Annotated in this window: 19 protein-coding genes; 12 read left to right on the forward strand and 7 right to left on the reverse strand. The window is 61.0% G+C overall.

Going from position 1 to position 22,701, the window contains the following annotated elements; translation table 11 throughout:
* Nucleotides 1-22: 22 nt before the first annotated feature.
* Nucleotides 23-727: an SDR family oxidoreductase gene (locus CQ002_RS07515; RefSeq protein WP_069023789.1), complete on the forward strand. Its 705-nt coding sequence runs from the start codon at nt 23-25 to the stop codon at nt 725-727.
* Between the two features lie 49 nt (nt 728-776).
* On the opposite strand, the gene CQ002_RS07520 is transcribed toward CQ002_RS07515, so the two are convergent.
* Nucleotides 777-2,087 (reverse strand): MFS transporter, encoded by a 1,311-nt coding sequence (locus tag CQ002_RS07520; protein WP_069023790.1) that lies wholly within the window; start codon nt 2,085-2,087, stop codon nt 777-779.
* Between the two features lie 162 nt (nt 2,088-2,249).
* Between CQ002_RS07520 and CQ002_RS07525 the strand changes: the two genes are divergently transcribed.
* From CQ002_RS07525 to CQ002_RS07540, 4 genes are all read left to right on the forward strand, one after another.
* A complete protein-coding gene (locus tag CQ002_RS07525) occupies nt 2,250-3,356 on the forward strand; it encodes a sugar diacid recognition domain-containing protein (RefSeq protein ID WP_034105195.1) in 1,107 nt (368 codons plus the stop codon).
* A gap of 91 nt (nt 3,357-3,447) precedes the next feature.
* The gene (locus CQ002_RS07530) at nt 3,448-4,587 is read left to right on the forward strand and encodes a glycerate kinase (protein ID WP_034105196.1); all 1,140 of its coding nucleotides are present in this window, start codon (nt 3,448-3,450) and stop codon (nt 4,585-4,587) included.
* A 53-nt stretch (nt 4,588-4,640) separates the two neighbouring features.
* Nucleotides 4,641-5,705 carry a DUF1176 domain-containing protein gene (locus tag CQ002_RS07535; RefSeq protein ID WP_105162297.1) on the forward strand — a complete coding sequence of 355 codons (1,065 nt, stop codon included), beginning with the start codon at nt 4,641-4,643 and terminating at the stop codon, nt 5,703-5,705.
* Between the two features lie 61 nt (nt 5,706-5,766).
* Nucleotides 5,767-6,279, forward strand: coding sequence for a GNAT family N-acetyltransferase (locus tag CQ002_RS07540; RefSeq protein WP_098466532.1), 513 nt, complete (start codon nt 5,767-5,769; stop codon nt 6,277-6,279).
* Here CQ002_RS07540 and CQ002_RS07545 read toward each other — a convergent pair.
* From CQ002_RS07545 to ccoN, 3 genes are all read right to left on the reverse strand, one after another.
* Nucleotides 6,276-6,968, reverse strand: a complete 693-nt coding sequence (locus tag CQ002_RS07545) for an aspartate/glutamate racemase family protein (RefSeq protein WP_034105202.1) — start codon at nt 6,966-6,968, stop codon at nt 6,276-6,278. The two genes, CQ002_RS07540 and CQ002_RS07545, sit on opposite strands and share 4 nt — an antisense overlap.
* 90 nt (nt 6,969-7,058) lie before the next feature.
* Nucleotides 7,059-7,268, reverse strand: a complete 210-nt coding sequence (locus CQ002_RS07550; protein ID WP_034105204.1) for a cbb3-type cytochrome c oxidase subunit 3 — start codon at nt 7,266-7,268, stop codon at nt 7,059-7,061.
* 1 nt (nt 7,269) lies between these two features.
* The gene (gene ccoN, locus CQ002_RS07555; RefSeq protein ID WP_105162296.1) at nt 7,270-8,697 is read right to left on the reverse strand and encodes a cytochrome-c oxidase, cbb3-type subunit I; all 1,428 of its coding nucleotides are present in this window, start codon (nt 8,695-8,697) and stop codon (nt 7,270-7,272) included.
* Nucleotides 8,698-8,863: 166 nt separating this feature from the next.
* Between ccoN and CQ002_RS07560 the strand changes: the two genes are divergently transcribed.
* Both CQ002_RS07560 and CQ002_RS07565 read left to right on the forward strand, forming a co-directional pair.
* Nucleotides 8,864-9,358, forward strand: a complete 495-nt coding sequence (locus CQ002_RS07560; protein WP_105162295.1) for a hypothetical protein — start codon at nt 8,864-8,866, stop codon at nt 9,356-9,358.
* A gap of 90 nt (nt 9,359-9,448) precedes the next feature.
* On the forward strand, nt 9,449-10,120 hold the full coding sequence (locus tag CQ002_RS07565; RefSeq protein WP_069023794.1) for a DUF3313 domain-containing protein: 672 nt from the start codon (nt 9,449-9,451) through the stop codon (nt 10,118-10,120).
* Nucleotides 10,121-10,164: 44 nt separating this feature from the next.
* Here the strand turns inward: CQ002_RS07565 and CQ002_RS07570 are convergent, their stop codons facing one another.
* The 3 genes from CQ002_RS07570 to CQ002_RS07580 form a co-directional block, all read right to left on the reverse strand.
* A complete protein-coding gene (locus CQ002_RS07570) occupies nt 10,165-11,565 on the reverse strand; it encodes a DUF1254 domain-containing protein (protein ID WP_034105213.1) in 1,401 nt (466 codons plus the stop codon).
* A gap of 157 nt (nt 11,566-11,722) precedes the next feature.
* Entirely contained in the window at nt 11,723-12,085 is a 363-nt protein-coding gene (locus CQ002_RS07575; protein ID WP_034105214.1) for a response regulator, read from the reverse strand.
* 149 nt (nt 12,086-12,234) lie between these two features.
* A complete protein-coding gene (locus CQ002_RS07580; protein WP_234010311.1) occupies nt 12,235-15,843 on the reverse strand; it encodes a hypothetical protein in 3,609 nt (1,202 codons plus the stop codon).
* A 277-nt stretch (nt 15,844-16,120) separates the two neighbouring features.
* Here CQ002_RS07580 and CQ002_RS07585 point away from each other — a divergent pair, with 277 nt between their 5' ends.
* From CQ002_RS07585 to CQ002_RS07605, 5 genes are all read left to right on the forward strand, one after another.
* A complete protein-coding gene (locus CQ002_RS07585) occupies nt 16,121-19,618 on the forward strand; it encodes a response regulator (protein WP_105162294.1) in 3,498 nt (1,165 codons plus the stop codon).
* Nucleotides 19,619-20,449, forward strand: coding sequence for a protein-glutamate O-methyltransferase CheR (locus CQ002_RS07590; RefSeq protein ID WP_371919443.1), 831 nt, complete (start codon nt 19,619-19,621; stop codon nt 20,447-20,449).
* A complete protein-coding gene (locus CQ002_RS07595) occupies nt 20,446-21,051 on the forward strand; it encodes a chemotaxis protein CheB (protein ID WP_034105217.1) in 606 nt (201 codons plus the stop codon). The genes CQ002_RS07590 and CQ002_RS07595 overlap by 4 nt, the downstream gene beginning before the upstream one ends.
* Nucleotides 21,045-22,238 carry a hybrid sensor histidine kinase/response regulator gene (locus CQ002_RS07600; RefSeq protein ID WP_034105219.1) on the forward strand — a complete coding sequence of 398 codons (1,194 nt, stop codon included), beginning with the start codon at nt 21,045-21,047 and terminating at the stop codon, nt 22,236-22,238. The genes CQ002_RS07595 and CQ002_RS07600 overlap by 7 nt, the downstream gene beginning before the upstream one ends.
* A gap of 78 nt (nt 22,239-22,316) precedes the next feature.
* A complete protein-coding gene (locus CQ002_RS07605; RefSeq protein ID WP_003217591.1) occupies nt 22,317-22,694 on the forward strand; it encodes a response regulator in 378 nt (125 codons plus the stop codon).
* The last annotated feature ends 7 nt before the right edge of the window (nt 22,695-22,701 follow it).

A 22,701-nucleotide genomic window follows, 5' to 3' on the forward strand; every position in this document is an offset into this window, starting at 1 on the left:
TTTCTTCATCAGGAATTTCCCCATGACTTCTTCTCTCAACGGCAAAACGGTCATCGTGATCGGCGGCAGCAGCGGAATCGGCGCGGCCGTGGCCAAGGCCGCTGCTGCGCGAGGTGCGCACGTGGTGATGGCGGGACGGCGCTTGGTCAGCGGCGTGGAAAACGGCGTGCGCAGCGAGCCGGTGGATGTCACCGATGCGACGTCCTTGCAACGTCTGTTCGAAAGCGTCGGGCGCTTTGATCACCTGGTCTACACCTCAGGCCCCAGCGTACGTGCCAAGACCCTGGTTGAAACCGACCTGACCGAGGCCCAGGAAAACTTCGATGTGAAGCTTTGGGGCGCGTTGCGGGCGATTCAACGGGCGCTGCCATATCTCGACGAACACGCCAGCATCAGCCTGACCTCAGGGCAATTGGGACGCAAATTGGCGTCGGGCCAGTTCATCAAGACCGGCATCAACGCCGCGACCGAAGCATTGGGCAAGCAGCTGGCAAAGGAGCTGGCCCCGCGCCGGGTCAACGTGATCAGCCCTGGCGTGATCGATACGCCGGCGTATGCAGGCTTGGCTGAAGAGCAGCGCCTGGCGATGTTTGCCAAGGCCGGTGGGGCATTGCCGGTCGGGCGAGTGGGGCAGGCGGACGAAGTGGCGGCGGGGTATGTGTTGGCCATGGAGAACGGCTTCATGACGGGTGCCGTGATCGATATCGACGGCGGCGGCCTGTTGTAGACACCGAACAAACAATGTGCGGGCGGGCTTGCCCGCACATTCGGCGGCGTTAGACTTTCAGGGTGCGCGTCATCCGCAATGCCAGCAGGCTACCGGCGACAATCACCGCCGCCAGCAAGTACAGCGCCACATCCGTGGTGCCAGTGGCATCCTTCACAAAGCCGACGATATACGGGCTGAGGAAGCCGGCCATCTGGCCCATGGAGTTGATCAACGCCAGGCCACCTGCCGCCGCGCCCGCACTGAGCATGGCGGTGGGCACCGGCCAGAACATCGGCAGGCCGGTCAGCGCGCCCATGGTGGCGATGGTCAGGCCGAGGATGGCGATAGCCGGGGTGGTGGCGAAGTTCACTGCGATCACCAGGCCGACAGCACCCATCAACATCGGCACCACCAAGTGCCAGCGACGCTCTTTGCGCAAATCCGCGGAGCGACCTACCAGCAACATGAACACCGCCGCCAGCAAGTACGGGATCGCACTGAGCCAGCCGATCACCAGGTTATCGCTGAACCCCAGGTTCTTGATGATCGACGGCAGCCAGAAGTTGATCGCATACACGCCACTCTGGATGCAGAAATAGATCAGGCCGAATGCCCAGATTGCCGGGTTCTTGAACACGTCAGCCAACGAATCGGTGGTGGTTTTCGGCTTGTTGGCCAGGTCAGTCGCCTGGTCGGCCTCCAGCACCGCTCGCTCGTGGGGCTTCAGCCATTTGGCGTTGGCAAAGCTGTCGCTGAGCAGGAAGTAGGCGAGGGCGCCCAGGACCACCGTCGGAATGCCTTGCAGCAGGAACATCCACTGCCAACCTGCCAGGCCGCCCTGGCCTGCAGCGAAGTGGTTGAGGATCCAGCCGGAGAACGGGCTGCCCAGCAGGCCCGACACCGGGATCGCCGACATGAACAGCGCCATGATCCGCCCACGGCGGAAGGTCGGGAACCACTGCGAGAGGTACAGCACCACACCGGGGAAAAAGCCGGCTTCGGCGGCACCGGTAAACAGGCGCAGGGTGTAGAAGTGTGTCGGTGTGGTGACGAACAGCAGGCAGGTGGACAGCGTGCCCCAGACGATCATCATCAGTGCAATCCAGCGCCGCGGACCGAACTTGGTCAGCGCCAGGTTGCTCGGTACGCCGCACAGCACGTAGCCGATGAAGAAGATCCCGGCACCGAGGCCGTAAACGGTTTCACTGAATTTCAACGCATCGAGCATCTGCAACTTGGCAAAGCCAACGTTCACCCGGTCGAGGTAGTTAAACAGATAGCAGATGAAAATGAAGGGGATCAGGCGCAGGGTAATGCGCTTGTAGATGGCGTTTTTATCGTCATCGGTGGCCAGTGTGGCTGCGGCGCTCTGTGACATGGGAGTCTCTCTTTATTATGATTTTTTGCGATGCGAAGGTAACGTTGATCGCCCAAAGAGTCTCGACCACCTTGCAGGCCGCTGTCTTTGTGCTTGCGCACAGTGAAGCGGTAATTGCGCTGTGCCGATGAACAACCCATCGCTTTCCAGGAAATTAGCCCCATGTTCGAGCTGGATCATGACCTGGCGCAGAATATCGTTGATCGCACCATGGCGATACTGCCCTATAACGTGAACGTCATGGACAGCCAGGGCCTGATTCTGGGCAGCGGCGAGCCCGAGCGTATCAACACGCGCCATGAAGGCGCGCAACTGGTACTCGCCAATGGCCGCGTGGTGGAAATCGACGGCCAGACCGCCAAGCACCTCAAGGGCGTGCAGCCGGGCATCAACCTGCCGTTGCTGCATGATGGGCGCCTGATCGGCGTTCTCGGCATCACCGGCGAACCGGAAGGCTTGCGCACCTATGCCGAATTGGTACGCATGACTGCCGAAATGCTGGTGAGCCACCGCCACCAGCAGGCCGAGCAACAGTGGCGGCGCCAGCGTTGTGATGATTTGCTGGCGTTGCTGCTGGCCGACACCGGCGACTCACCGCGCCTGGTGGATGAAGCCCAACAACTGGGGCTCAAGCCGCAGATGGCACGCACGCCGTACCTGTTCGAACTGGGTGCGGGGCAATCGGCGGAGGCCTTGAGTGCCTGGCTGACCTCGCGCTATCCAGACAGCTGGTGTGTCAGTTCGGCGCAATATTCATTGCTGTGGTGCCGGCCGGCAGCGGTGCAGGTCGACAACCCACGGCTGTTGGACAAGCTCGAAGGCCTCGGCTGGAACATCCTGCGCGTTGCCGTGGGCGGGCAGGCAGATGGGCTCGCGGGGCTGCGCCGCTGCTATCGACGCGTGGGTGATTTGCTCGCGTATGGGCGCGATGTATTGCCGCAATCACGGCTGCTGACCCTCAACCGCTATCGCCTGCCGGTCATGCTCTGGCGCCATCGCAACGACGACGCCCTGGACGAACTGCTCAACCCGCTGCGCAAAGTGCTGGCAAAGGACAGTAACGGCCAACTGCTGGCAACCCTGCGCAGTTGGTGCGAACACGACGGGCAAAGCCAGGCCTGTGCCGACGCGCTGGGCATTCACCGCAACAGCCTGCGCTACCGCATGGAACGCATTGCCGAACTCAGTGGCGTTGACCCCTTGACCCTGGATGGCATGCTTGCGCTGTACCTCGGCGTACAGTTGTTGCCCCAGCCTTTGTCGGAATGAACAACAAACCTCGTCCGTACTTGTGCATCGGACTGGCGTCAGCGGCGGTGCCAACTGGCAGCATGGGCGTCATAAAAACCGGAGAAAGCCCATGAAAATCATCATCGCCCCCGACTCGTTCAAGGACAGCCTGAGCGCCGAAGGCGTCGCCCAGGCCATTGCGAGCGGGTTGGCCCAGGTCTGGCCGGATGCGCAATTGATCCAGTGCCCGATGGCGGATGGCGGTGAAGGCACGGTCGATTCGGTGCTCGCGGCGTGCAACGGCCAGTTGCGTCACCAAAACGTCCGCGGCCCGCTCGGCGCAGCGGTTGAAGCACATTGGGGCTGGTTGGCCGACAGCCGCACCGCGCTCATCGAAATGGCCGAAGCCAGCGGCCTGCAGTTGGTCCCGCCGGGGCAACGCGATGCGTGCAAGACCAGCACCTATGGCACCGGCGAACTGATCCGCGCGGCCCTGGATGCCGGCGCTGAGCGCATTATCCTGGCGATTGGCGGCAGTGCCACCAACGATGGCGGCGCCGGTGCGATGCAGGCGCTCGGCGTGCAACTGTTTGACGCCGAAGGCCAAGCACTGCCGCCTGGTGGCCTGGCGTTGAGCCGCCTGGCCACCATCGACCTTGGGCAACTCGACCCGCGCCTGGCACAGGTGCGTTTCGACATCGCCGCCGACGTCAACAACCCGCTCTGCGGCCCGCACGGCGCCTCGGCGATTTTCGGCCCGCAAAAAGGCGCGAATCCCGAGCAAGTGCAGGAACTGGACGCCGCCCTCGGCCATTTTGCCGATCACTGCGCCAGCGTCCTGCCCAAGGACGTGCGCGACGAGCCCGGCAGCGGCGCCGCCGGCGGCCTGGGTTTCGCCGCCAAGGCCTTCCTGGGCGCGCAATTTCGCGCCGGGGTGGAGGTGGTGGCCGAACTGGTCGGTCTGGACGAAGCCGTACGTGGCGCCGACCTGGTGATTACCGGTGAAGGCCGCTTCGATGCCCAGACCCTGCGGGGCAAAACGCCGTTCGGCGTAGCGCGTATTGCCCAGCGACACAACGTGCCCGTCATCGTGATTGCCGGCACGCTGGGCGACGGCTACGAGCAGATGTACGCTCACGGCGTGGCAGCGGCGTTCGCCTTGCCCTCCGGGCCGATGAGCCTGGAGCAGGCGTGCAGCGAAGCGCCGCGTTTGCTGAGCGAGCGGGCGGCCGATATTGCGCGGCTGTGGCGCACCGCTGGCAAGCGCTGACGTGTAATCACGAACATGGGACAATCCGCGCCTTTTAGACACGGAGAGTCCTCATGCTGCGCCCCGCAATCCTGGCCCTGTTACTCACCAGCGCCGCTGCCCCCGCTGTCGCACAACCGCCCGCCGAATCCGTGCCGCTGCTACGGGAGATCAAGCAATGGGTGGTGGGCTGCGACAACCTGCGCAACTGCCATGCCCTCAGCGCACCCAGTGGCGTGGATGAAGAAGACTACAGTTCACTGACCTTGCACCTCTGGCACCAGGCCGGCCCACAGGGGTATTTGCGCCTGCGTTTTGATCATCGGGGCCAGGACGTCGACCTTTCCACTTTGCTGCTGGACGGCCAACCCCTGGGCCTGGAATTGACCCAGGATCTGCACGTCGAGTTGGACGATCAAGGCGGCGATCCCGACGTGCACGCTTATGGCGTGATCGAAAACGCTGCGGCGCGGCGCTGGTTGCAGCGTCTGCGCAATGGCGAGCGCTTGCAGCTCCCAGGCGATGAGGCGGCGCATGTCTCGCTCAGTGGGCTGAGTGCCTCGCTGCTGTTGATGGATGCCGTACAGGGACGCGTGGATAACGTGACGGCCCTGGCCCGTCCCGGCAAACGGGCGGCCAGTGAAGTGCCGCCGCGCGCGCCGACGCCCGTGTTGCGCAGGTTCGTTACGCCACCGTCCCTGACGACGCAGGAGCAGGCGGGCCTGGTGGCCGCTGCGTTGCAGGCGGTCAAGCCAGAGGAAGGAGAACCTGAGGCGGAGGCCGGGGCACTGACGGCACAGCAGGCAATGACGGTGGTGCGTTATGACTGCGCGGCCTACAACTGCGAGTTCGACGTCAACAGCCGCCAGCGCCAGGCGCCCTATGAGACAACCTCGCTCGACCTGGAGCCGCTGCCGTTGGATGGCGCTGCGCTACAAGGCTCGGTGGGGTATGACGAAGCCTCCGGCACCCTGAGTTATTTCTACAAGCAACGTGGGATAGGCGATTGTGGCGGCGGAGGTTCCTGGGTGTTTGACGGGGAACGCTTCAGGCTCCGCGAATTTCACATGATGCCGCGCTGTACCGGGGTCGGTTACGGTGATTGGCCATCGTTGTGGTCGACCCTTCCAGGCCCCTAGCCATCGGGCCGTTATGCCCCCTACACTGGCCGGCCACTTGTTTTTCAACGGATGAAACACAATGCACACACCTGAAACCCCTATCGTGATCCAGCGCTTTACCGAAGCCCACCTTGAAGGCGTCGCTGCGCTCTATAACGAACCGGCTGTATGCCGCCAGGTGTTGCAAATGCCTTTCCAGTCGGTCGAGGCGTGGCGCAACAGGCTGGTCCAGGACAATGAGCGCCGGCTGCAGCTGGTGGCGGTGCACGCTGGCGAGGTCATTGGCCAGCTTGGCCTGGAACAGTACCTGCGCGTGCGTCAGGCCCATGTGGGTTCTTTTGGCATGGGCGTGGCGACGGCGTGGCAGGGCAAGGGCGTCGGCTCGCGGCTGTTGTCGGCCGCGCTGGACGTCGCCGACAACTGGATGAACCTGCACCGGGTGGAACTCACGGTGTATGCCGACAACGAAGCGGCGCAGGCGCTGTACCGCAAGTTCGGCTTTGAGGTCGAAGGCGTATTACGCGACTACGCCCTGCGTGACGGCCGGTTTGTCGACACCGTGAGCATGGCGCGCCTGCGCCAGTCGGCTTAGTCCTGCAAGGCAAACGCCACCGCAGCCTGCGCATGCAGCGCGGTGGTGTCCAGCAGCGGCAGGTCGCTGTGCTCGGGCTTGATCAGCAGGCTGATTTCCGTGCAACCGAGGATGATCGCCTGGGCGCCGCGTGCGGCCAGGGACTCGATCACACCTTGGTAAACCTTGCGCGACGCATCGCTGATCACGCCGACACACAATTGCTCATAGATGATCCGGTGCACGGCCTGGCGTTCGTCCGCCTCGGGCACCAGCACGGTCAGGCCTTGGGCTGCCAGGCGTGACTTGAGGAAGTCCTGCTCCATCGTGAACGCGGTACCGAGCAGGCCGACCGTGAGCGTGCCGGCCTCCACGGCCGCAGCGCCGGCCGCATCGGCGATATGCAGGAACGGAATCGAGACTGCCGCTTCAATACGCGGCGCAACCAAATGCATGGTGTTAGTACACAGCACCACGCATTCGGCGCCACCAGCCTGCAGGCGGCGTGCGGCATCTTCGAGGATCAGCGCGGCGTCATCCCAGCGGCCCGCGTGTTGAGCCTGTTCCACCGGACCGAAATCCACGCTGTACATCAACAATTGTGCCGAACGCAGCGGCCCGAGTTGGTCGCGCACGCATTGGTTGATGATGCGGTAATACTCGGCGCTGGATTCCCAGCTCATGCCGCCGATAAGGCCGATGGTGCGCATGCGATGCTCCTGACAAGGAAAGTCGCTTCACCTTACGCATCGGCGGTTGATTAGTCATACGCAGTTGTCGGCAAAATGACCGGTGCAGTTTCACATGTCCAAGTGGGTCCAGCCCGGCCTGGCCGCTTGCGGCGCCACCGCGTTGATCTGCTTGCCGGTCGCTTGTTCCACGCGCCGCGCCACCTCCGGGTCATCGGCGAAGGGCATCAAGCTGGCGTCGTCCAGGCTCTTGTCAGATTCCCCGCGCAAGCAGTACTCCACCGCGCCATACAGGCACGCCACCATCAGCCAGCCCCACATATCAGGCGATCCGTGCATCGAGCTGGGCTATTTCCAAGTCCGCGATCCGCACCGTGCGCCACGTGTTGTAGGCCATCAGCACCATGCCGGTGAGGAAGAACACGCCACCGGCAAATCGCACCACGAACCCTGGGTGACTGGCCTGCAACGCCTCGACAAATGAGTAGGTGAGGGTGCCGTCGTCGTTCACAGCCCGCCACATCAGGCCCTGGGTAATCCCGTTGACCCACATCGAGGCGATGTACAGCACGGTGCCGATCGTTGCCAGCCAGAAATGCAGGTTGATCAGCGGCACGCTGTGCATCTGCTCACGACCGAACACCTTGGGGATCATGTGGTACAGCGAGCCAAAGGTAATCATCGCCACCCAACCCAGGGCGCCGGCGTGCACATGGCCAATGGTCCAGTCGGTGTAGTGGGAGAGGGCGTTGACGGTCTTGATCGCCATCATCGGGCCTTCGAACGTCGACATCCCATAGAACGCCAACGACAACACCAGGAAACGCAGGATCGGGTCGGTGCGCAACTTATGCCAAGCCCCGGACAACGTCATCATGCCGTTGATCATCCCGCCCCAGCTAGGCGCCAGCAGGATCAGCGACATCGCCATGCCCAGGGACTGCGCCCAGTCCGGCAGCGCGGTGTAGTGCAAGTGATGCGGGCCAGCCCAGATATACAGGGTGATCAGTGCCCAGAAGTGCACGATGGACAAGCGATAGGAGTACACCGGGCGCCCGACTTGTTTGGGCACGAAGTAATACATCATCCCCAAGAAACCAGTGGTCAGGAAAAATCCTACGGCGTTATGCCCATACCACCACTGCACCATCGCGTCCGTCGCACCTGAATACACTGGGTAAGACTTGAACCAGCCCACCGGGATCGCCAGGTGGTTGACCACATGCAACATGGCGATCACCAGGATGAACGCCCCGAAAAACCAGTTACCCACGTAGATATGCCGGGTTTTGCGCCGTACCACGGTGGTGAAAAACACAATGGCATAGGCCACCCAGACCACCGCCATCCAGACCGCGCCGGAGAACTCGATCTCGGCGTATTCCTTGGTAGTGGTATAGCCCAACGGCAAACTGATCAACATGATCACGATGACCGACTGCCACCCCCAGAAGGTAAAGGCAGCGAGGCGGTCAGAAAACAAGCGCACCTGGCAGGTGCGCTGCACCGCGTAATAGCTGGCGGCAAACTGTGCGCTGCCAGCGAAGCCAAAGATCACCAGGCTGGTGTGCAAGGGCCGTAGGCGACCAAAGGTCGTCCAGGGCAAATCCAGGTTCATCTCGGGCCAGACCAGCTGCGAGGCAATCCACACGCCCATGGCCATGCCTACCACGCCCCAGGCGATGGTAGCGATAACGAATTGGCGCACGACCTTGTAGTTATAGGCCTGCCCAGTTGTTGCTGTGCTCATGCTCAGTCCTCCCACGGTTCCAAGTGGCGGCACTGTAGGAAGCGCGGGCAAAACAAAACAGGCTCAGTAAAACCTCATTGTTGCGGATCAGTTTTAAGCCGTACGTTGAGGGGCCGCATCTGCCATGATCGTGGTACGCAACCTGGCTCACCCAAGGAAATTCGCAATGGACGATGTACAACAACTGGGCGAGATGCTTCGTCATTACGCCGACAGCGAAGCGTATAAAAAACAGCAGTTCGACCTGCAGTCGGCCCGATGGGCGCAAAAGCTCGGCGAACTATTCGACCAGGTCGAGCAGTGGCTGGAGCCGGTCAAGACCGTCGGGTTGCTCGAAGTCCACCGTGAACCTTACGTGGCCAGCGGCCCGAGCGTGCCGGCGCAGACGTCGCCGTTCAAGACCGAGAAACTGATCGTGCAGATCACCGGCAAGCCGGTGGAGTTCGTGCCGGATGTGATGGGCGTGGGCGGGTTGATCTCCGTCTCGGTCATCGGCTTGACCGCCGCACGGCACGGCAGTGTGTCACTGGTGCTGCCTGCGGATAAGAACGACTGGTTATGGAAGAAGACCAACGGCCTCAAAGACCCGGACACCTTCGCTTTCGACGCTAACTTCCTGGCGTCGCAGCTGCAAAGCCTGATTCCGCGCGAGCGCGGCTGAGCAGCCTGGTGGTGGGCACAGGGCTATTTCTCCAGGATTGGCTATACCTAGAGATCAGTGTCCCAACGCCAACTGCCAGGGAGTTTGAAGATGAACCTAAAGCCATTGATCTGCACGCTGTGCATCGCTTCGCTCGGGCTGGCGGGGTGTGCCAGCAAGGTTACGCAACCAGATGAATACTCTGGTTTTCTCTCTGACTACAGCCAACTGAAGGAAGCCAAGTCGCCATCGGGTGCTGAAGTCATGCGCTGGGTCGATCCAACCCTCGATTTGAGCCGTTACAACGCGGTGTACATCGAACCGACACAGTTCTACCCCAAGCCCCAGGCCACGGCGAAGATCCCGGACAGCACCCTGCGCGGCATCAACGATTACTTCAACCAGGCGCTCAAGCGCGAGCTGGCAAAATCGCTGCCCTTGGCAAACGGTCCCGGCCCAGGGGTCATGGTGGTGCGCGCCGCGATTACCGCCGTCAGCAGCAAGACCGAAAGCCTCAAGCCCTATGAATTCGTCCCGGTCGCGCTGGTAGCGGCAGCGGTCAGTGCCGGTACCGGGATCCGCGACCAGGAAACCACCCTGGGCACGGAAGCGCAGTTTCTCGACGGCGCCAACGGCCGGGTCCTCGCCCAAGTGGTGCGCAAAGGTACCGGCAAGCCGCTGGCCAATGACACCCAGGTGATGCAGGCCAACGACGTGAAGGCCGTGATCGACGGCTGGGCCGCGGACCTGCATCAGTCTTACCTGAAGCTGAAAAAGCACTAGTTCAGGGTTGGCAGCGACACGCCAAGCCCCTCGCCAGCGTGGTGTTACTTCAGCGGTGTCAACGGTGGCAGGTTCCATTGGCCATTGACGACCTCGGGCTTGGGCAGATAAATGCGCAGCACGGCGTAAAACGGACCGGGAGGGGCGGGCAACCAGTTGCTCTGCTCGTCCTTGGGCGGTTCATGATGCTGCAATGCCAGGGTCAAGCCGCCATCGGCATCCCGCTTGAGTCTATCCAGCATCTGCGAATTGATCAGGTAGCGCTTTTTGTGGTTAGGCACCAGCAACCGGGTCTTGGCGTCGTACATGGTCAGTGACCAGAACGCATCCGTGGGCGGCAGTTGGTCCTTGGCAAAATGCACGGTATAGCTGTGCCGTGCGCCATTGGCTGGCTTGCCCTCACTGTCGAGGGTGTACCGCAGGTTCACGGCTTCACTGGCCGAGTTTCCGAAAATGCCCAGTTCGGCCCCGGCGAAACGGTACAGGTAGTTGTTCTGGAGGCGATCGCGATTGCCATAGAGGTCATTGCTGGACACCTGGTGCGTGTCGATCTTGTCTTTCTTGAATGCGCTGTACTCAGCCCTGGCATCAGCGATGCCTGCGTCCAGCGCCTTGCGCTGTTCGGCCGTCAACTGGTTGACCTTGAACGGCGCACCGGGGGCGATGCCGATTTTGGCAAAACGTGCCAGCAGGTCTTTTTCACTGTCCTGGGGCGCGGCGAAGGCAAGCATGAAGTTCAAGTAGCGAAACAGCTGCGGCCCTTCGGTCATGGTGGCGGTGGGCTTGGGCCATTCGATTTTCGGCGCTTTGGCCGGGGCAGCTTGCTTCACGTAGCTGCTCAGCGACTGGACTTTGTAGCCGTTCTGGATTTGCTTGACCTTGTTCAGGTCCTTCTCGTCGAACAGCTGCGTGCGGTACAGGGCATAGGCGATCGTGCTTTCGCTGTAGATCACCCGGTCGACGTCCACCGGCTGCTGACCCTTCCAGTCGGGGCCGGCGATCATGTAGTGGCCACCGTTGTTGCCGGTGCTGCGAGTACCCAGGTAAGCAAGGTTGTGCGTATAGAGGTCGATCAATTGGACCGAGTAATAGCGGTTGTCCTCGATTTTCGGCAAGGTCAATACCAGCGGCTCGCTGCGCAGGTCCATCCACACGAAGGAATAGGGCGTGTCTGCGTTTGGCGTAGCGAACGCAGTGTCCTTGGGGGTGAACACCTGGGCGGTGTTGCCAATATGGTTGAACGGCGCCTTGTAATTGGCGCCGCCCTTGTCAACGGCCTGGGTGTAGAGCCTCTTGTACATTTCCACCACCGGGACGCCATACAGGTAGGCTTCCTTGGCGATGGCCCGCGCTTCGTCGGGCGTTGCCGTGAAGTCGGCCCAGGCACCGGTGCTCATGAGTATCGAGAGGCTCGCCAACAGCAGGCGCGTCGGTTTTGCAATCATGTTGTTGCGTCCTTCCTGAATGCGTTTTGAAGAATCTGTTTGAACGGCGCGTGAAAGCGCTGAGTGTCCGATTTTATCGGCCCAAGGTCACGTTAATCTCTACACGCTTTACGCAAAAATGCCGCCTAGGCAGGCGGCACTTGGAGACTTGCCAGGATTAAAGCGCAGGCAGCATCGATTTGACTTTGTCGCGCAACTGATCGATGGAGAACGGCTTGGCGATCACCTGCATGCCGGCGGGTACGTCGATATTTTCTGCATAGCCGCTGGCGAACAGGATAGGCAGGGCAGGGCGCAGTTCACGCACCTTGGTGGCCAGTTGCTTGCCGTCCATGTCCGGCAGGCCGACGTCGGTCATCATCAGGTCGATGACGGTGTCGGCGTCTTTCACCACTGCCAGCGCTTCCTCAGCGTCAGCAGCCTCGCGCACGTTGAATTCCAACTCCTCCAAGACATCGACGATCAGCATGCGCACGATGGCGTCGTCTTCGACTACAAGGATGGTGGAGGTGGTGGACATAGTAAACATTCCTGAAAGATAAGGGGGCTGAGCGTGAAAGGTCAAAAGACAATTCAGTAATGAGTGGCGACAACGCCAGCAAGTTCCAAAGTAATTGCTGGCATTGTGACCTTCATGGAGCCGAATGTCCCGTCAGGTTGTTCGATCACTCATAACGGCACCGACGCCATGCGCCTGACGGCAGGAAGGTGGTAGGTACTCACGTCGCTGGCGTCAAAATCACTCACCCTGTACTCCGGGGATGCCGGGTGTTCACCCAGGGCCCGATGCTGGAACGGGCTGGTTCCCCGGTTCATGGTTCGCTCAAGGCCATTCTTCATCGCGTCGGCCGAGTCAAACTTGGCCAGCCCGAAGTTCGGGTCAAAGTAGAACCACACCGGCTTGTTGTCCCGCGTCATCACACCCGCGAGCAGTGCGTGGTCTCGCGTGGCGATCCTGAGGGTCTTGGGCGGTGCGGCATGGCTGAGTTCAGCGGCTATCTCCTGATAGGGGATTTGCCTGACCGGCTTCCCCATATGGAACGTTTCGAAGCCATTGACCGCCTGGTGAAAATCATGGAGGTTGTCGATGAACTGCTTGGCACCCGGTGCTTGAGAGGCGGCGGCAGCCTTGAACATATTCCCCAGGTAGGTATTTTCATCGCCGGACCTGAGTGCCAGCGCAAGGGTATTGGCGATACCCGCGCATTCGCCTTCTGAAGCAAGCCGGACCTGGCTGAGGTACAGCTCTTGAGGCATTGGCGTCACGGTGCCGCCAGCGGCCTGGATATCGCGCTGGAACAGCATGAAACCGTCCTGGGTCAGTTTCACTTTCTGGCGTTCGATTTGCTTGGCCAGAGTGCCTACGTCTTCAGGCCCCAAAAAGCGTTGAGAAGCCAGCGTCTGGAGTTCAAGCATGTTCATGCTCGATGAATAACCAGGCACTTTCTCCGGATGACCATGGGCATAGCCAAACTCGAAGTCCTTGATGTTATTGGGGCGCCTGGCAGTCTCCAGGGCTGCTTCGAATGCCTTGGGCACATATTGGCCCAATACGGTCGGCGACGCCGTCGTGGGCACTTCATCGCCTGCGAGTCGCCGGTAGAGCCAGTCTATAAAGCTCTGATTGATCTGGCCCTTGGTCGCCACGGTTGCTGGCGTGAACCCCCGAAGCGGTCCGCCGTAAGCGCACATCCTGTCGACATCAAACGCATACCATTGGCCGTTCTTCAGCACGGCGGCCCCTTCGACAGCGCGCGGGGCAACGTTCAGCATCCCCGTTGCGACGACCACATTGTCGTTGCTGGCGGCTTTCAACAGGTTGTAGTTTCCGGAAGCCCCCTTGAGCAGGTTGACGGCCTCGGTGCCTTTGGACAGCAGATACCGACCGCCTCTGCCCAGCGCGCCGACGGTTCCCACCGCCGCATCGCCCACTCCGGCCAAAGGGTTGAGCGTGCCAATGGCCGCAGCACCAATCAATCGGGTGGCCCGTAGCACCTTGCCACCTGTGGAGAGGGCGGAGCCGCCCAACTTGATCAGTTTTCCTGCCGTAGAGGCACCCGCCGTGAGAAAACCAAAGATATCCAGTGAAAGGTCCAACGCCCCCTCGCCGTAGTTGCCTTTTTGGAAGTTGACAATGGCTGACCTGAAGGGCACCAGGTTCAGGAAAAACTGCTCAACGGGCAGCGCTCTTGCCGCCTGCTCGTCCCGTGTGGTTTGGCCTCTGGCGTACGACTTTACATTCGGGTTGTCGAAATCCAGGTGCTTGATGTACGCATCCGCAATGTTGTGGGATCGGTCCGAGCGGAAGCTCGCTGGCGGCAATGCGCCGAGGGGCGTTGTCTCGCGGCGGTGGTGGGGCTCACTGCCGGCAGGTGTGAACAGTTTGGTCTCGTAGACTTTGTTGGCTTCCCGGGTGCTGCTTAATTCCACACGATGCAGAGGGATGGATTTGATCTCGCCCCTGGCCAAGCTGATTTCGTACGCGGTGGTCACGCCGGCGCGCGTGGTTTTCACCAGCAAGTCCTGGCTATTGGGATCCGGGTATTTGGAGGTGAAGTCGCGCCCCAGGGTGTGAGAGGTGTCCTGATAGAAACTGATCTCTCCGTATTCAAGGTTGTTGCGATCTTCCAGTGGAAGCTGCGCGATCAGGTGCTTGATCGAGACGCTTGTGGCGGTCTTTCGGTCCTGGATAGCCGCGTCGAATTGCTGGTCAAATACCTGCCTTACACCAAACCTAGGGTTGGCGTTCAACGCTGCCAAGGGGATTCGGCTGTCAGCCGAGTAAAACGGTGCGGGATCATCCAGGTCCATCATCGCGATATCCAGCAGTGAGTGCTTGCCTGTCAGCTTGGTCTGCTGGCCGGTTCCGCCTCCGCCTTCGCTGGATATGAGCTTTTCTTCAAAGAGCGCGCCCAGGTCACCGAAGCGTTCCTTGAGTTTTTCCAGTGCGATCGCTTTGCGGGTGGGGATGTCCTTGTCCAGCGAAGCAGACGCTTCTTTGCAATCGGTTTGTTGTTGATTGAACGTCGCTCTTGTCTGCTCCACCTCGGCATGGGTGTACGCACTGTCGGGCTTGCGTGCAAGCACGCCATGAGCGACGCCCCAGTCGAGCAGCGCCGATGTCTGCGCCAATGCCGTGGCCTGCGGGTTGGCCAGCGCGGTCGCTTCGGCGTTGAGCATGACCTGGGCAAATGTCATGTTCGCCACTGTCCCGGGTGAACGGGCCTCCTGAGTAGCCGCGGCAATGGAGAGACTGACCCAGGCCGGGCTGCCGTACGTGACACTGGGGGGAATGTCCTTGATCAGAAACTCGGGCGCGCGCCTCATCAGTAACAGGTACGCACCCACGTGGGCCATTTCAGCGCTTGCCTTGCCGGTGGCGACCAAGTGTGCGGCCAGCCCCTGGAGTACCGCCGAAGCGGGTTTCCCCCAGTGCTGAGGCTGCCCCAGGTCAAAACCCGCCACGGTATTGCGGGGCGATGCCTTGATGCTGGCGGGGTCCAGGCTCAGGTGGATGGCCGCCAGGGCGTAGTCGCTGGCGCTCCACCCCGTGCAAATTGCGTTGAAGTCAGTTTGAAGTTGGGTCCCCAATGCCTGTCCGCGGCTTGATGTGACAAGCGTTTCCAGCGTTTTGGCGGGGTCCGATAAGGTCTCCCCGGTGAGTGGCAGGTCACGACGCAGAAAATCCAGTACGCCCTCCGGTTGGCCACTGTGCGGCGCATCATCATGCTCGCGGACAAGGCGGGCGGCTCGCCTGAGCAATCCCGACTGGGCGTCCTCATCCAGGGGGATGGGCCAGGACAACGCGCCGCCGAAGTTGCCGAAGGGGTGAGGCAAGGCGCGCACGGTCGCAGCATCCCCAAGGGCGGTCAGTTCGAACAGGTTGCTCGGTACGCGCAAGCCGTGGGCCTCGATAAAGTGCCTCAGCGTCACGGCCGTACCGTTATCGATCGGGTAAGACGCCTCAGGGTGCAAATCCATGGGCGTACTGCTCAATGCCTTCAGTATCGCCGGCGCAGCGTCAGTGATCCCGGGTCGGCTCACGATTTCCTTGAGTTTTTGCGCCAGGGTTTGCCAGTTCTGGCGGTCGCCCAGCGCAGCCTTCAGCCCCCGGTGCCCCAGTGTGACGGGGACAGTGGGCGTGCGGGTTAGGGGTAAGGCAGGCGCGCGCTCAGTGTGGATCGATACCGTTGAGCCTGCAGGGGTCGGATCGCGGGGCAGCAATGCCGGAACCATGGGTGTCGGCTGTGGCGGGGTAGAAGAGACGTGATTGAGCATAGAAGGGTACCTTCGTGAATGACATAGGTGCTTTTCCAGAGGAGGTTCCCTGTTCCCCTGCACGTCTTTGGGTGAGCCAAAAAGGTCGAGGGGTTCCTGTGCCAAATGCCCGGGTATGTAAGAAGTCAAATCAGCGGCAGGACGAAAAGCGGCCGTTCACCGCAGAATTCTCGCCTGTCGAGCAAGGACGTAATGGCTTTGAGATAGAGAAAAATAGCGTTTGCGCGCGACTTTGGGGCAAACTCCCGGTTTTTCCACCTTTGGCCAAGGCATGCCCATGACTCCCGCGTCGTCCGTCGATGAAAACAGCTTTCGTAACCTGCTGAGCAGAAACGTGGCATTGCCCCTGGGTGTGGGCGTGCTCAGTGCTGTGTTTTTCGTCGTCTTGATCACTTATCTGTTGTCGGTCATTCAATGGGTGGAGCACACCGATCGGGTTATCAACAACCTCAATGAGTCGTCCAAGCTGACCGTCGACCTGGAAACCGGCATGCGTGGGTTCCTGATCACCGGCGACGAGCATTTCCTCGATCCTTACGAAGTGGCCAAGCCACGGATCATTGCCGACCTGCGCAACCTGCAGGAACTGGTAGCGGACAACCCGCAGCAGGTGGATCGCCTCAAACGCCTGGAAGCGCTGCAGGTCGAGTGGAACAACTACGCCCAGTCGATGATTGATATGCAGCGCAACAGCGGCGATTACCGCAGTGCGGTCAAGGCCGGCCGCGGCAAGCGCCTGACCGACGAGATCCGCAAGGAATACGACGACGCGGTGGCGATGGAGCAGCAATTCCGCATCACCCGCAACCAGGAAGTCACCCGCACCACCGTGGTCAGCGTCACCCTGTACCTGGTCTTCGTGCTAGGCCTGAGTGGTTTCCTGGCGTATATCGGTCGTAGGAATTTAGTCGCGTTGTCAGAGAGTTACAGCGCAAACCTCGCGTCGCAACAGAAGATTGCAGGCCGATTGGAACAACAAGCCTGGCTGCGCAACGGCCAGACTGAACTGGCTGAACAGGTACTCGGTCAACTCAGCTTGAACATGCTCGGGCGCAATATCCTGCAATTCTTTGCCCAGTACATGGGCTCCGCCGTTGCCGCGCTGTACGTGCGTGAAGAACACGGCGGCCTGCGGCGCGTGGCCACCTACGGCTTCTCCCGCGAGCAGGAACAGCTGGAACAAGCGATCTACAGTGACGAAGGCATTGTCGGCCAGGCGGCCCAACTGGATCGCCTGATTCGCCTGGACGATGTGCCGGTGGACTACTTCAAGGTCAGCTCCGGCCTGGGTGAAGGGCATACCCGCAGCGTGCTGGTCATGCCCACCAGCGATGATGATCGCGTCAATGGCGTGCTCGAACTGGGCTTCCTGCGTCCGCTGCAGGAGCGCGACGAAGAGCTGCTGGAGCTCATCGCAGGCAATATCGGCACCTCCATCGAGGCGGCCCGCTATCGCCAGCGCCTGCAGGAAGTGCTGGCCGAAACCCAGCAGCTCAACGAAGAGCTGCAAGTGCAGCAGGAAGAGCTCAAGACCGCCAACGAAGAGCTGGAAGAGCAGTCGCGTATCCTCAAGGAATCCCAGGCTCACCTGGAAACCCAGCAAGCCGAGCTGGAGCAGACCAACGAACAGCTGGCCGAGCAGACGCAGACACTGGCCGAGCAACGCGACGCCATGGACCGCAAGAACATCGAGCTCAACCAGGCTCAGATCGAGCTGGAGGATCGCGCCGAAGAACTGCAGCGCTCCAGCAAGTACAAGTCCGAATTCCTCGCCAATATGTCCCACGAGCTGCGCACGCCGCTCAACAGCTCGCTGATCCTGGCCAAGTTGCTGGCTGAGAACCCCCAGGAAAACCTCAGCGCCGAACAGGTCAAGTTTGCCGAGTCGATCTATTCCGCCGGCAATGACCTGCTCAACCTGATCAATGACATCCTCGACATCTCCAAGGTGGAGGCCGGCAAGCTCGAAGTGCGCCCGGAAAACTCCAGTGTGGCGCGCCTGGTGGACGGCCTGCGCGGGATGTTCGAGCCGTTGGCGGCCGATCGCAAGCTGGGCTTTCACGTGGAAGTCCAGGAAGGTTCGCCGACCATGCTGTTTACCGACCGCCAGCGCCTGGAACAGATCCTCAAGAATCTCCTGTCCAACGCGGTCAAGTTCACCGAACAGGGCGACGTCAGCCTTAGCGTGTCCCGCGCGCCAGGGGAGGGTATTGCCTTCACGGTTCGCGACTCCGGCATCGGCATTGCCCCGGACCAGCAGGAAAGCATCTTCGAAGCCTTCCGCCAGGCCGACGGCACCACCAATCGCCGGTATGGCGGCACGGGGCTGGGCCTGTCGATCTCCCGTGACCTGGCGACCCTGCTGGGCGGCTACATCAGCGTGAGCAGTGAGCCCGGCAAGGGCAGTGTCTTCACCCTGGTACTGCCGGAAAAGTATGTCGAGCGTGAAGAAAACGCCGCCCCGGTCGAACAGCCACGCCAGGTCGCCGTGGCGCCCGCGCCGGTGCCTGTCAAGGTATCGCCGCTGCCGGTGGCCGATACCAGCCAGATCCCGCGCTTTGCCGACGACCGTGACAAGGCGCCGTTCACCACACGCTGCATCCTGGTGGTGGAGGACGAGCCGAACTTCGCCCGTATCCTGTTCGACCTGGCCCATGAGCTGGGCTATCACTGCCTCGTGGCGCACGGCGCAGACGAAGGCTACAGCCTGGCCGAGGAATACGTGCCCGATGCGATCCTGCTGGACATGCGCCTGCCGGACCATTCCGGGCTGACCGTGCTGCAGCGCCTCAAAGAGCACGCCAACACCCGCCATATCCCGGTGCATGTAATCTCTGTGGAGGACCGTGTCGAAGCCGCCATGCACATGGGCGCCATCGGCTATGCGGTCAAGCCCACCACCCGCGAAGAGCTCAAGGACGTGTTTGCGCGCCTGGAAGCCAAGCTGACACAGAAGGTCAAGCGTGTGCTGCTGGTAGAGGACGACGACCTGCAGCGCGACAGCATTGCCCGCCTGATCGGCGACGATGACATCGAGATCACCGACGTGGGTTTCGCCCAGGCCGCCCTGGACTTGCTGCGGACCAATATCTACGACTGCATGATCATCGACCTCAAGCTGCCGGACATGCTCGGCAACGAACTGCTCAAGCGCATGGCCACCGAGGATATCTGCTCGTTCCCGCCCGTTATCGTCTACACCGGTCGCAACCTGACCCGCGATGAAGAGGCCGAGCTGCGCAAGTATTCGCGCTCTATCATCATCAAGGGAGCCCGGTCGCCGGAGCGCTTGCTGGATGAGGTCACACTCTTTCTGCACAAAGTCGAATCCCAGCTGTCCCATGACCGCCAGAAGATGCTCAAGACCGCGCGCAGCCGCGACAAGGTCTTCGAGGGGCGCAAGATCCTGCTGGTCGACGACGATGTGCGTAATATCTTCGCCCTGACCAGCGCCCTGGAGCACAAGGGTGCGGTAGTGGTCATCGGGCGTAACGGCCGTGAAGCTATCGACAAACTCAATGAAGTCGACGATATCGACCTGGTGCTGATGGACGTGATGATGCCGGAAATGGACGGTTACGAGGCCACCGCCTTGATCCGCCAGGACCCGCGCTGGAAAAAGCTGCCGATCATCGCGGTGACGGCCAAGGCCATGAAGGACGATCAGGAGCGCTGCCTCGCGGCGGGTTCCAACGATTACCTGGCCAAGCCGATTGACCTGGATCGTCTGTTCTCACTGATTCGCGTATGGCTACCGAAGATGGAACGCATTTAAGTGGAGCAATGTTTTTTGGACAAAAGCAGCGACATTGAGCTGCGCCTGTTGATCGAGGCGATTTACCTCAAGTACAGCTATGACTTCCGGGATTACTCCGGGGCGTCGGTGAAACGCCGCGTGGCCCATGCGCTGCGCCAGTTCGATTGCGCGACCATATCCGCCCTGCAGGAGCGCGTGCTGCATGACCCGGCGGCGTTCATGCAGTTGCTGCAATTCCTGACGATCCCGGTGAGCGAGATGTTTCGCGACCCGTCGCACTTCCTGGCGATCCGCCAGGAAGTGGTACCGCTACTCAAGACCTACCCATCGATCAAGATCTGGATCGCGGGCTGCAGTACGGGCGAGGAGGTCTACTCCATGGCCATCCTGCTGCGCGAAGAAGGCCTGCTGGAGCGTACGATTATCTACGCCACTGACATCAACCCGGCGTCACTGGACAAGGCCAAGCAGGGGATTTTCTCCCTGGAGAACGTGCGGGCCTACACCGCCAATTACCAGCAAGCCGGCGGCCAACGTTCATTTGCCGATTACTACACTGCGGCATACGATTACGCGATCTTCGACAAAACGCTGCGCGAGAATGTCACCTTTGCCGACCACAGCCTGGCAACCGATAGTGTATTCTCAGAAACTCAATTAATTTCCTGTCGCAACGTCCTGATTTATTTCAATAAAAAGCTGCAAGATAGGGCGTTTGGTTTGTTCCATGAGTCGCTGTGTCATCGCGGCTTCCTGGTGCTGGGCAGTAAGGAAACGCTGGATTTCTCCGCCTACGGGAAACAATTCGAAGCGTTGGTCAAACAGGAACGGATCTACCGGAAGCTATGAATCAAGCGGCTGCCAGCCCGGCATCGGTCCGGGGCATAGAAGCTATCGTCATCGGCGCATCCGCTGGTGGCGTGGAGGCGTTGCTGACGATATTCGCTCAGTTGCCCGCAGACTTCGGCTTGCCAATCATCACCGTACTGCACTTGCCGGACGAGCGTCGCAGCCAATTGGCCGAGGTGTTTGACCGGCGTGTCGCCATGCCGGTGGTTGAAGCGCGCGACAAGGAAGTGCTCAAGCCCGGCACCCTGTATTTCGCCGGCCCCGGTTATCACCTGTCGGTGGAGCATGATCGCAGCCTGTCGCTGAGCCAGGAAGACCGCGTGCACCACTCGCGGCCGGCAATTGATTTCCTGTTTGTTTCTGCCGCCGATACCTACGGCAAAGGCCTGCTTGCCATTCTGTTGACCGGCGCCAACCAGGATGGCGCCCGCGGGCTGGCCCACGTCAAGCAACAAGGCGGGACCACCGTGGTGCAAGAGCCCTCTGAAGCACGTGTTGCCGTCATGCCCCGCGCAGCGCTGGCGCTGCATACACCCGACCACATTCTGACGTTGAGCCGCATTGGCTCATTGCTGGCTTCCCTGGAATATTCCCCATGTTAAGTACTGTCCAGGCCAAACTGCTGATCGTCGACGATCTGCCGGAAAACCTGCTGGCCCTCGAAGCGCTGATCAAGCGCGAGGACCGCCAGGTATTCAAGGCATTGAGCGCCGACGAGGCCTTGTCCCTGTTGCTGGAGCACGAATTCGCCATGGCGATTCTCGACGTGCAGATGCCCGGCATGAACGGGTTCGAGCTGGCCGAATTAATGCGCGGTACCGAGAAAACCAAGAACATCCCGATTGTGTTCGTCAGTGCCGCCGGCCGCGAGCTCAATTACGCCTTCAAGGGTTACGAAAGCGGTGCCGTGGACTTTCTGCACAAGCCGCTGGATATCCATGCGGTGAAGAGCAAGGTCAATGTGTTCGTCGATCTGTATCGCCAGAGCAAGGCCATGAAGCAGCAGGTCGAAGCCCTGGAACGTAGCCGTCGCGAGCAGGAGTTGCTGCTGACGCGCCTGCAGGCTACCCAGGCCGAGCTGGAGCAGGCCGTGCGCATGCGTGACGACTTCATGTCGATCGTCGCCCATGAAGTGCGCACGCCCCTCAATGGGCTGATCCTCGAGACACAGCTGCGCAAGATGCACCTGGCCCGGGACAACGCCGCCGCATTCACCCTGGACAAGATGCACGCCATGGTCGATCGCGACGAGCGCCAGATCCAGAGCCTGATCCGTTTGATCGAAGACATGCTCGACGTGTCGCGTATCCGCACGGGCAAGCTGTCCATTCGCCCGGCGCGCTTTGACCTTACGCAACTGGTGCGCAACCTGGTGGAAAACTTCGCCCCGCAAGTGGCGGCCGCCGACTCGTCCATGCAACTGAGCGCTGAAGGGCCGGTCGAGGGCAACTGGGATGAATTCCGCATCGAGCAGGTCGTGACCAATCTGCTCACCAATGCCCTGCGCTACGGGGCCAAGAGCCCTGTGGACGTGCGCGTGTATACCGCGCATGGAGAAGCGCGGGTTGAAGTGCGTGACCGGGGGATCGGTATCAGCGAAGAGAACCAGAAGCGTATTTTCCAGCAGTTCGAGCGGGTCTCGGCCAGCCAGGTGGCGGCGGGTCTTGGCCTCGGCCTGTTTATTTCCGAGCAGATCGTCGCGGCTCATGGCGGCTCCATCGAGGTCGAAAGCCAGATAGGCGAGGGCGCCCTGTTTCGCGTGTGCCTGCCCCTGGACGCACCGGCGTGAAATCAATCGTCACCTCGACGCAACCTCTGCATGACCCCATGGTCGTAATTGCAGCAAATGACCTGACAAAGGCTTCCCATGAGTGAAGATGCACAAGACGTCGTACTGATCGTCGAAGACGACGAATCCATTATGTTTGTGCTGGGTGAATACCTGGCCGGGCTGGGCTACCGGGTGTTGAAGGCAATCGATGGCGAGCAGGCCTTCGAAATCCTCGCCACCAAGCCGCACCTGGACCTGATGGTCACTGACTACCGCCTGCCGGGGGGGATCTCCGGCGTGCAGATCGCCGAACCGGCGATCAAGTTGCGCCCCGAGTTGAAGGTCATCTTTATCAGTGGTTATCCGCAGGAAATCCTCGACTGCAACAGCCCGATCACGCGAAACGCGCCGATCCTGGCCAAGCCGTTCGACCTGGATACGCTGCAAGAGCATATCCAGCGTTTGTTGGCGTGAAGGGAGC

The organism is Pseudomonas sp. MYb13, from assembly GCF_002980075.1.
In the GTDB taxonomy this organism is placed as follows: domain Bacteria; phylum Pseudomonadota; class Gammaproteobacteria; order Pseudomonadales; family Pseudomonadaceae; genus Aquipseudomonas; species Aquipseudomonas lurida.

Coding starts and splice junctions, on each gene's coding strand:
- CQ002_RS07515 (WP_069023789.1), top strand. CDS start 23: ATGACTTCTTCTCTCAACGGCAAAACGGTCATCGTGATCGGCGGCAGC.
- CQ002_RS07520 (WP_069023790.1), bottom strand. CDS start 2,087: ATGTCACAGAGCGCCGCAGCCACACTGGCCACCGATGACGATAAAAAC.
- CQ002_RS07525 (WP_034105195.1), top strand. CDS start 2,250: ATGTTCGAGCTGGATCATGACCTGGCGCAGAATATCGTTGATCGCACC.
- CQ002_RS07530 (WP_034105196.1), top strand. CDS start 3,448: ATGAAAATCATCATCGCCCCCGACTCGTTCAAGGACAGCCTGAGCGCC.
- CQ002_RS07535 (WP_105162297.1), top strand. CDS start 4,641: ATGCTGCGCCCCGCAATCCTGGCCCTGTTACTCACCAGCGCCGCTGCC.
- CQ002_RS07540 (WP_098466532.1), top strand. CDS start 5,767: ATGCACACACCTGAAACCCCTATCGTGATCCAGCGCTTTACCGAAGCC.
- CQ002_RS07545 (WP_034105202.1), bottom strand. CDS start 6,968: ATGCGCACCATCGGCCTTATCGGCGGCATGAGCTGGGAATCCAGCGCC.
- CQ002_RS07550 (WP_034105204.1), bottom strand. CDS start 7,268: ATGTGGGGCTGGCTGATGGTGGCGTGCCTGTATGGCGCGGTGGAGTAC.
- ccoN (WP_105162296.1), bottom strand. CDS start 8,697: ATGAGCACAGCAACAACTGGGCAGGCCTATAACTACAAGGTCGTGCGC.
- CQ002_RS07560 (WP_105162295.1), top strand. CDS start 8,864: ATGGACGATGTACAACAACTGGGCGAGATGCTTCGTCATTACGCCGAC.
- CQ002_RS07565 (WP_069023794.1), top strand. CDS start 9,449: ATGAACCTAAAGCCATTGATCTGCACGCTGTGCATCGCTTCGCTCGGG.
- CQ002_RS07570 (WP_034105213.1), bottom strand. CDS start 11,565: ATGATTGCAAAACCGACGCGCCTGCTGTTGGCGAGCCTCTCGATACTC.
- CQ002_RS07575 (WP_034105214.1), bottom strand. CDS start 12,085: ATGTCCACCACCTCCACCATCCTTGTAGTCGAAGACGACGCCATCGTG.
- CQ002_RS07580 (WP_234010311.1), bottom strand. CDS start 15,843: ATGCTCAATCACGTCTCTTCTACCCCGCCACAGCCGACACCCATGGTT.
- CQ002_RS07585 (WP_105162294.1), top strand. CDS start 16,121: ATGACTCCCGCGTCGTCCGTCGATGAAAACAGCTTTCGTAACCTGCTG.
- CQ002_RS07595 (WP_034105217.1), top strand. CDS start 20,446: ATGAATCAAGCGGCTGCCAGCCCGGCATCGGTCCGGGGCATAGAAGCT.
- CQ002_RS07600 (WP_034105219.1), top strand. CDS start 21,045: ATGTTAAGTACTGTCCAGGCCAAACTGCTGATCGTCGACGATCTGCCG.
- CQ002_RS07605 (WP_003217591.1), top strand. CDS start 22,317: ATGAGTGAAGATGCACAAGACGTCGTACTGATCGTCGAAGACGACGAA.